8 protein-coding genes are annotated in these 7,654 nt (G+C 27.5%); all 8 read left to right on the top strand.

Translation table 11 applies throughout. From position 1 onward, the window contains the following. Positions 1-344 precede the first annotated feature (344 nt). The 8 genes from QZ306_RS09505 to QZ306_RS09470 all read left to right on the top strand — a co-directional run bounded on the left by QZ306_RS09505 (position 345) and on the right by QZ306_RS09470 (position 7,643). Positions 345-1,304 carry a radical SAM protein gene (locus QZ306_RS09505; RefSeq protein ID WP_295163366.1) on the top strand — a complete coding sequence of 320 codons (960 nt, stop codon included), beginning with the start codon at positions 345-347 and terminating at the stop codon, positions 1,302-1,304. A 124-nt stretch (positions 1,305-1,428) separates the two neighbouring features. Continuing rightward, positions 1,429-1,623, top strand: coding sequence for a hypothetical protein (locus tag QZ306_RS09500; RefSeq protein ID WP_295163364.1), 195 nt, complete (start codon positions 1,429-1,431; stop codon positions 1,621-1,623). 1 nt (position 1,624) lies between these two features. Further along, positions 1,625-2,425 (top strand): AAA family ATPase, encoded by an 801-nt coding sequence (locus QZ306_RS09495; protein ID WP_295163362.1) that lies wholly within the window; start codon positions 1,625-1,627, stop codon positions 2,423-2,425. 105 nt (positions 2,426-2,530) lie between these two features. Continuing rightward, the gene (locus tag QZ306_RS09490; protein WP_295163360.1) at positions 2,531-3,154 is read left to right on the top strand and encodes an AAA family ATPase; all 624 of its coding nucleotides are present in this window, start codon (positions 2,531-2,533) and stop codon (positions 3,152-3,154) included. A 9-nt stretch (positions 3,155-3,163) separates the two neighbouring features. After that, positions 3,164-3,871, top strand: a complete 708-nt coding sequence (locus QZ306_RS09485) for a phosphatase (protein ID WP_295163358.1) — start codon at positions 3,164-3,166, stop codon at positions 3,869-3,871. A 100-nt stretch (positions 3,872-3,971) separates the two neighbouring features. Beyond that, positions 3,972-4,154 carry a hypothetical protein gene (locus tag QZ306_RS09480; RefSeq protein ID WP_295163356.1) on the top strand — a complete coding sequence of 61 codons (183 nt, stop codon included), beginning with the start codon at positions 3,972-3,974 and terminating at the stop codon, positions 4,152-4,154. Between the two features lie 295 nt (positions 4,155-4,449). Continuing rightward, on the top strand, positions 4,450-5,430 hold the full coding sequence (locus QZ306_RS09475; RefSeq protein WP_295163355.1) for a hypothetical protein: 981 nt from the start codon (positions 4,450-4,452) through the stop codon (positions 5,428-5,430). 5 nt (positions 5,431-5,435) lie between these two features. Next, a complete protein-coding gene (locus QZ306_RS09470; RefSeq protein WP_295163353.1) occupies positions 5,436-7,643 on the top strand; it encodes a transcript cleavage factor in 2,208 nt (735 codons plus the stop codon). Positions 7,644-7,654: the final 11 nt, after the last annotated feature.

Genomic DNA, 7,654 nt, shown 5'->3' with positions numbered 1-7,654 from the left:
AAAATGAAGCGGTCTATTATTATAATATAATAGGCTGTTTTATTTTATAATTTTTATGCAGAATAAATTTTTTTATATCAGTTTAATAATTATTACTTAATACAGCGATTTATAAGAATATTATAAAGTTATTAATAAAATGTATTGCGTTAAATTAATCAGTATTATAGTTTGCATTTTAAGATAAAATAATGCATGTTTCTCAAAAAAATTACTGAGTAAGAACACAATGCATCATAATAGTTGAATGGGCTATTAAATATTTAGAAGCAGACAATAAATAATTATTAATTTTAAAGGCATAATATTTTTATATATAATTTTTTAATTAATAGGGATAAATTATGTATAATGAAAAACATTTAAAAAATATATACAAAGCTTTAGAAAAAGCTGAACTTCTTTATAACAGCTGTATATGCTGCGGACATATATGTCATGTTGATAGAAATAAAAACAATATAGGAAGATGTAAAATTTTTGAAGATACGGAGCATATAAAAACAGCTTCTCATACTTTGCATTTCGGAGAAGAACCTATGCTTGCAGGAGAAGGCGGAAGCGGTACGGTATTTTTTTCAAGATGTAATTTAAACTGTGTATTTTGTCAGAATTATCAGATAAGCTCTGAAGGATTGGGCAGTATAATTAATACCAAAACATTGGGCGATTATTTTTTGTATTTGGAAAATCAGGGGGCTGAAAATATAAATTTGGTAAGTGCCTCTCATGTGATATATCCTGTTTTGAAAGGATTAAAATACGCTTTGGAAAAAGGGCTCAATTTGCCTATAGTTTATAATACAAATGGTTATGATACAAAAGAACTTTTAGATTGTTTAGAAGGCATTGTTGATATATATCTGCCTGATTTAAAATATGTTTTTGATGATAAAGCTTTTAAATATTCAAAAGCTGAAAATTATTTTAATACTGCAGTAAATGCTTTGGAAATAATGAAAAGTCAGGTTGGAGATTTATATATTAATGACAGAAAAATTGCTGAAAGAGGCATTATAATAAGACATTTAGTTCTTCCTAATAATGAATCGGATTCTTATGATATATTGATAGAGCTTAAGGAAAGAGGATTTTTAAATAGCTTTATATCTTTAATGTCGCAGTATAGTCCTAAGTTTAAAGCTTTGAGTTTTGAAAATATTAACAGAAAATTGTATAAAAAAGAATATGATGATATAGTTAATTATGCTTTGGATTTGGGATTTGAGAATCTATTAATTCAGGAAATAGAAAGTTCTGAAAATTATCTGCCCGATTTTACTAAAGAAAAACCTTTTTTATAATGACGATAATTTTATTAAACAGAATAAAAATTAAATTTAATTAATCATTTTATATTTTGACAAAAATATTATATAATGTATAATTAAGTAAAGTATTATTTGTTTGATTTTTTAAGGAAAGTTTATGAAAGAAATTTTTGCACTTTTGGAAAGCGAAGAGGTTGAAAAAAGACTTGAAGCTCTTGAAGAATTGGCAAAAAATGTAGATAATACCAACAAAACGGCTGTAATTAAAGCATTAAAGCCGCATATACTGGATTGGGACGAGAATGTTCGTTTTAGAGTGGCTCAGGTATTAAAATTGTATACAGGACAATAATATGGGAAGAATAATATCTTTTTCCAGCGGAAAGGGCGGTGCAGGAAAAACTTTATGCTCTGTAAATTTCTCTGCAGAACTGGCTTCTAGAGGATATAAGGTTTTAATATTTGACATAGATATTAACTGTTCTAATGTTTTTATACTGCTTCATGTAAAACCTCAATCTAAATTACAGGAATATTTTGAAGGTGCTTTGACATTAAAAGACTGCGTTATAAAAAGCGAACATGGCATAGATGTTATAAGTGCAGGAGTTAATATACAGAGATTTGTACAATTTGAAAATGATTTTAATTTGTCAAATCTTGCTAAGGATTTAAAGATTTTGGCTGAAGATTATGATTATGTTGTCATAGATTATGCTGCTGGAATTACTCAGCCTATGATGCGTTTTTATGAGATGTCTGATGATATTATTCTTATAGCTAATCCTGAAATAACATCGCTTACGGATCTTTACAGGCTTATGAAGATGATATATGTTAATAATATGACCGATAAAATGTATCTTATAGTTAATAAAGTAAAAAATATAGACTGGGCTATTAATTTATATAGAGAAGTTAAAAAAGTAACTGCAAAATTTTCATTAGATATTAATTTGGTTCTTTTGGGCCCTGTTCTTTTTGATGAAGAAAAAGTTATGATTTCAGTACAAAAGAGAACGCCTATTATAATACTATATCCTAAAACTCCTATAAAAGGTAGTTTTTCATTATCGGTTACTAGGTATTTGTATGATATAGGAGTTATGAAAGATGAAAATGCAAAAGAAAAAACTTTTTCAGACTTTTTCTGATTTTTAATAAAAGTATTTTAAATTATTATGCGCTATGTTTTTTAATTTGACAAATATATATAATACTGCTAAACTGTTGCAAGTGCATATTATGGAGTATATGTTATGAGTAAAAATATTGTTATAACTATAAGCAGAGAATTCGGAAGCGGCGGAAGATATATAGGAGAAATGACTGCAAAAAAATTAGATATACCTTTTTATGATAAAGCTATAATAGAAATGGCTTCGGATAAGACAGGTTTTTCATCAGAATATATAAAAGAAAATGAACAGAAATTAACGGGATCTTCTCTTTTTAATTTTGCAATAACTTGTTCTTATGCAGGAAATATGGTTTTCGGAAGCGGAGAGTCTTTGCAAGATACTATGTTTTTTGCCCAAAGTAATGTTATTAAAGAAATAGCATCAAAAAATTCCTGTGTCATAGTTGGAAGATGCGCTAATCATGTATTGGAGGGAATGGATAATTGTATTAATGTATTTATTTATTCGGATATGAACAGTAAAATTAAAAGAGCAGTCAGCGAATATAAATTAGACAGTTCAAATATAGAGAAAATACTTAGAGAAAGGGATAAATTAAGAGCTAAGCATTATAATTATTATACTGGAAAGAATTGGGGAGATGCAAGAAATTATCATATTTGCTTGAACAGTGATTTTATAGGAGCAGATAATACTGTAAAAATAATATTGGATGCGGTAAAATCAATATCTGATAAATAGGTAAATCTTATGAAAATAATAGCTGATTTACATACTCATACGCTGGTAAGCGAACATGCTTACAGTACAGTTGATGAAATGATGATTTCGGCTAAAGAAAAAGGTTTTTTGGTTTTATCTGTAACCGATCATGGACCTGCTTCCAGCGACGGAGCTAAAGCTGTGCATTTCAGAGCTATGCATAATCTGCCTGATTATATAAACGGAGTAAGACTTCTTAGAGGCTGCGAAGCTAATATAATTAATTATCATGGAAAATTAGATTTGAGTTCAGATATATTAAATTATTTAGATTTTGCTATAGCTTCCTATCATGAAGATTCTATACATCCCTTTTCTAAAAAAGAACATACTAACGGATACGCCGAAGTTATAAAAAATGATGATATTGACTGTTTGGGACATATAGGAAATCCTAAATTTGAATTTGATATCGAATATATAGTAAAGTTATGCAGAGAATATAATAAGCTTATAGAAATTAATTCTTCATCATTTATTATAAGAAAAGGAAGTTTTGCTATATGCAGGGAAATTGCTTTAACCTGTAAAAAATATGAAGTTAATATTGTAGTTACATCCGATGCCCATTCAAAATATAAAGTCGGAGATCATAAAGATGCTTTGGAATTATTAAAATCTATAGACTTTCCTGAAAGACTTGTACTCAATGCTGATTATGACAGATTGATTGGATATCTTAATATAGAAAAATGATAGTATTTTTTTAATTATCAGATTTTTTGTTTCTTCCATAGGTGCAGTATGAGGAATAGAATGAGGTATAATAACAAAGCCTGTTTTGGATTCTCTTAATATGTTTGAAGTAAGTAAAATAAGTTTTTTATTATCTTGCACCATTTTATCTATGAGTTTGTATACTTTTGCCGTATTTAATATAAAGCATGACAGTCTTATAAATATTAAAATATCAACTCTTCCCGCATTAGGCATAATAATAGTGGGAATAATTGGTAAGATATTTTTTCTTATGTTATAGATTTTTTAAAGTGAAAATACAGCAGTGGGATTGCAGTCATCTATTTTTGATTATATTTATATTATTATATTATTTTTACTTTTAAGAATATGTTGTATTAATAACTTCTTACAATTTATATAATTCTTATCTTAATATATAAAGAATATTATTAAAAGTCGGGTTTTATATGCGCCTATAATAATTAATGTATTTTTTGCTTGACAATTTGTATTTATTTGATTATATTTATAGATAGTATGCGTATATCTCTATACGTTTTTAACTTTATAGGAGTAGTTTATTTTAAATTATAATGGAAGAAGAATTATTTTCTAGAAAGGAGACGGTTAAAGATATTTTCGGCATTATAGAAACTAAATTAAAGCATGGTTTGTTTACGGAATCTATGGAAGATTTTGATAGGATTATGTCAAAAGATTTTGAATGTGAAAATCTATATGAAAATATATCTTGCGTTAAATTTTGGATTAACAGACTGGAAAAGTTTAAAAGCGCAGAGAGAAACAGTATAGAATATTGCAGGCTTTTAGATGCTTCGTATAAAAAATTTAGTATTTTTGTAAGAGGTAAATCTTATGATGATAATTTAATATCAATTAAAGCTATACATTATTATGTATATAATAAAATTATAGAATTAATAATGCAGCTGAATACCAATGATATTGAAGGCGCTGAAGAGCTGCATTTGCTTTCCAATGCTTTTATAGAATTAAAGGATTATTCCAGAGCATTAAAGTCTTATGAATATTTAAATACTATAGAGCCTTATAATTCAAAGACTCTCAGTTATATTGCTATGCTTTATAATATATTAGGCGATGAGAAAAAGTGCAAAATGTATATAAGAGATGCTTTATTTTATGATCCTTTAAGCATAGAGTTTGAAAATATAAGAATAGAAATACTTAGAGAAATCAAAGATATAATAATTAAAAGAGGAGTTCATAATAATAGTCAGGAAGAGATAATATTATGGATGAGCGCTTACGGCGAACTTATGAATATATTAGATGTGAAAAGGCCTTTGAGCGAACAGGAAGAGTTTGAGCTTAGAAGAAATATATCTCGTCTGGAGGCAGATTACAGAAAGTTAAAATTAAGAGAAATAACAGCCCCAAAGCTTTTATCTTCATACTCTTTTTTAACGGCATATCTTATTATGAGACAAAGCGATTCCGATGCAGAAGAGATTAAAGTATGGGGCAGAAAAATGGCTATGATAGATAAAGACTTACTGCAATACTACATAAAAATATTATATAAGGAGTGATTAACATGTCAGAAGCTCTGCAAAAATTGGAAAAGATATTTTCAGAAGAAACATTCACTAGAAAACCGCTGCTTAATTATACCGCTAAATACTTTGCAGATTTATCAAGTATTATTAACGATATAAATGACATTAATTATATAAATACGGCTATGGAGACTGCGAAGATGCAGCTTGAGAAAAATCCTAATCATATATCAGCATTATATGCAAACGGATTTTTAAATTTAAAGACTTTAAATTATTCGGATATGAGTTTGGAGAAACTTTTAGGTATTTTTAAAAATGCTAAAAAGTGGAATATAGTAGAGTTTATATGCCATAAGATTTTAGATGAATATTATGAAAGCGATTATGCTTTAAGATATTTGGCAAGCTATTATCAAAGCAGCAATAGAGATGCCGAAGCATTGGAGATTTGGGAAAGACTTATAAGATTTGATGTTTCTAATCCTGAACTTCCAGAAAAGATAGCGCATACAAAAGAGATGTCAGGAGATATAAGCAGCGCTGTGCATTATTATAAAATTGCTTTTGAAAGGAATCTTTTAAGAGAAAGAAATAATGCAGAAAGCGATATTAAAAAGGTATTGGAATATGAGCCTGATAATTATAATTATCTGCTTAAGTATGAAAATGCTTTAAACACATTAGTAGATTCTAATATAATGATAGATGTTTGGAAGATAATATTTTTTCATTACTTTGAAAATAACAGATACAGCGATGCATTAAAAACTATAAAAAATCTTCTTAATTATGAACAGGATATAGTGGCGCAGAATAATAAAAAGGCTAAATTTTTCAGACACAGACTTGTAGATGTATATAAGGCTTTATATCCCAATCATACGCTTTTTGAAAAAATAGAGGAGATATCTTCTATTACGAATGTAAATAAGAAGCCTAAAGACTGCATAGATATTTTTGAGAAGTATATACAATATGATGTTGATAAATATGTTATTCACAGAAACTTCGGTGTAGGTAAAATTAAGTCTATAGATATTAATAATGTTAATATAAAATTTGTATCTCAGGAAGATATTAGAAAAATGACATTTGATATGGCTATACAATCCCTTACAACATTGCCTGATGATGACATTAATGTATATAAGGCTTATAGAATTAATGAAATTAAAAAAATAGCTGAGGAAAACCCTACAGAGCTTTTAACTATTATTTTAAAATATAAAAAAAGCATTACTACAAAAGATTTAAAGCATGAATTAACATCAAAACCTTATGTTGTGTTGTCAGAGTCATTGTATACTAAGTGGATTGAAGGCGCTAAGAAATATGTGAGAGCTTCTACTGCTGTTAAATTTGATAAAAATACTTTCCTATATAATGAAGAAGCTGATACTTATGATGCCGAGAGTTTATCTAAATTTAATAAAGCGGATAATTTCTTTGAAAAATATCAAATATATATGGAATATTTGACATATACTTCCAATATGAATTCCGAAGAAGCAGAAGAAATGAACAGCTATTTTGTTAATGTTTCTAAGGATAAAAAATCGCCGAATGATGCAAGAATAGTAAGCATAATATATTTAAGAAGTCAGTCAAATTTATGCAGCGGCATACCTTTGCTTTCGGATATAGTTAAAGATATTGATGATTATACTCATATTTATGAAATTCTTCCTTCATCTAATTACAGGGAAAAATTTATAAAAGCAATTTGGGACGGAAGAAGAGATGACTATTATAATATAATATTAAAAATGCTTTATTCTTCTCATGTTAAAAATCATTATCTTATAGTAAATAAATTATTTGAAGATGGGAAAGCTAATATGCTTGCAAAAACTATAGATGATATATTTCTTCATTACAGAGAGTGTCCAGAATCGTTTGTTTATTTTGCACAAAAGATATTAGACGGTGAATATTATGATAATGCAGAAGTTAATATAAATATCAATAAAAATTCCCTTATGATAGGACTTCTTAATATAATACCTCATTTATTAAAGATAGTTGATAAAAAAGAAACTTCCGCTCAGTCCAGAAAACTTTTGAAGTCTGTTTATGATTTGGTATTTGATAAAGCTTATTTGCTTAAATTTATAGAAAATGAATCTGAAGATGATGTTAAAATAATATTCAGTGAATTTCAAAAGCTTGTTAATTTGGAGCAGCATTATAAAACGGATATTATTTCTGCCGTTATAAAACGCTTTCCTAATTGGAAAATATAGCAAATTAATAT

It is taken from the genome of uncultured Brachyspira sp. (assembly GCF_910588665.1).
Classification (GTDB): Bacteria; Spirochaetota; Brachyspiria; order Brachyspirales; family Brachyspiraceae; genus Brachyspira.
This window is presented reverse-complemented; position numbering and strand designations above follow the sequence as displayed.

Excerpts from the sequence above, each read along its gene's own strand:
- QZ306_RS09505 (WP_295163366.1), top strand. The coding sequence starts at position 345 with ATGTATAATGAAAAACATTTAAAAAATATATACAAAGCTTTAGAAAAA.
- QZ306_RS09500 (WP_295163364.1), top strand. The coding sequence starts at position 1,429 with ATGAAAGAAATTTTTGCACTTTTGGAAAGCGAAGAGGTTGAAAAAAGA.
- QZ306_RS09495 (WP_295163362.1), top strand. The coding sequence starts at position 1,625 with ATGGGAAGAATAATATCTTTTTCCAGCGGAAAGGGCGGTGCAGGAAAA.
- QZ306_RS09490 (WP_295163360.1), top strand. The coding sequence starts at position 2,531 with ATGAGTAAAAATATTGTTATAACTATAAGCAGAGAATTCGGAAGCGGC.
- QZ306_RS09485 (WP_295163358.1), top strand. The coding sequence starts at position 3,164 with ATGAAAATAATAGCTGATTTACATACTCATACGCTGGTAAGCGAACAT.
- QZ306_RS09480 (WP_295163356.1), top strand. The coding sequence starts at position 3,972 with ATGTTTGAAGTAAGTAAAATAAGTTTTTTATTATCTTGCACCATTTTA.
- QZ306_RS09475 (WP_295163355.1), top strand. The coding sequence starts at position 4,450 with ATGGAAGAAGAATTATTTTCTAGAAAGGAGACGGTTAAAGATATTTTC.
- QZ306_RS09470 (WP_295163353.1), top strand. The coding sequence starts at position 5,436 with ATGTCAGAAGCTCTGCAAAAATTGGAAAAGATATTTTCAGAAGAAACA.